This window comes from uncultured Jannaschia sp. (assembly GCF_947494055.1).
Taxonomy (GTDB): Bacteria; Pseudomonadota; Alphaproteobacteria; order Rhodobacterales; family Rhodobacteraceae; genus Jannaschia.
This window is the reverse complement of sequence record NZ_CANLTR010000146.1, coordinates 1-855: the sequence shown is the minus strand read 5'-3', so window position 1 is coordinate 855 and position 855 is coordinate 1. Positions and strand designations below refer to the sequence as shown.

Here is an 855-nt window from a genome sequence, read left to right as displayed (position 1 = left end):
CATCATGGCGAAGGCAAAGTTCGAACGCACGAAACCGCACGTGAACATCGGGACGATCGGTCACGTGGATCACGGCAAGACGACGCTGACGGCGGCGATCACGAAGTATTTCGGCGATTTCCGGGCCTACGACCAGATCGACGGGGCGCCGGAGGAGAAGGCGCGGGGGATCACGATCTCGACGGCGCATGTGGAGTACGAGACCGACGCGCGGCACTACGCGCATGTCGATTGCCCGGGCCACGCGGACTACGTCAAGAACATGATCACGGGCGCGGCGCAGATGGACGGCGCGATCCTGGTGGTGAACGCGGCCGACGGCCCGATGCCGCAGACGCGCGAGCACATCCTGCTCGGCCGTCAGGTCGGCATCCCGACGATGGTCGTGTACATGAACAAGGTCGACCAGGTCGACGACGAGGAGCTGCTGGAGCTCGTCGAGATGGAGATCCGCGAGCTGCTGTCGTCCTACGAGTATCCGGGCGACGACATCCCGATCGTGAAGGGCTCGGCGCTGCACGCGATGAACGGGACCGAGCCGGAGATCGGCGAGAACTCGATCCGCGCGCTGATGGCGGCGGTGGACGAGTACATCCCGACGCCGGAGCGCGCGGTGGACCAGCCGTTCCTGATGCCGGTCGAGGACGTGTTCTCGATCTCGGGCCGCGGCACGGTCGTCACCGGCCGCGTCGAGCGCGGCGTGATCAACGTGGGCGACGAGATCGAGATCGTGGGTATCCGCGACACCCGCAAGACGACCTGCACGGGCGTGGAGATGTTCCGCAAGCTGCTCGATCGCGGCGAGGCGGGCGACAACATCGGCGCGCTGCTGCGCGGCATCGACCGTGACGGGGT

1 protein-coding gene is annotated in these 855 nt (G+C 66.5%); it reads left to right on the top strand.

What is annotated here, in order from left to right; all coding sequences use genetic code 11:
- Positions 1-4: 4 nt before the first annotated feature.
- Positions 5-855, top strand: an 851-nt coding sequence (locus Q1A87_RS23555) for an elongation factor Tu (RefSeq protein ID WP_299657286.1), incomplete at its 3' end; no start/stop codon positions are given.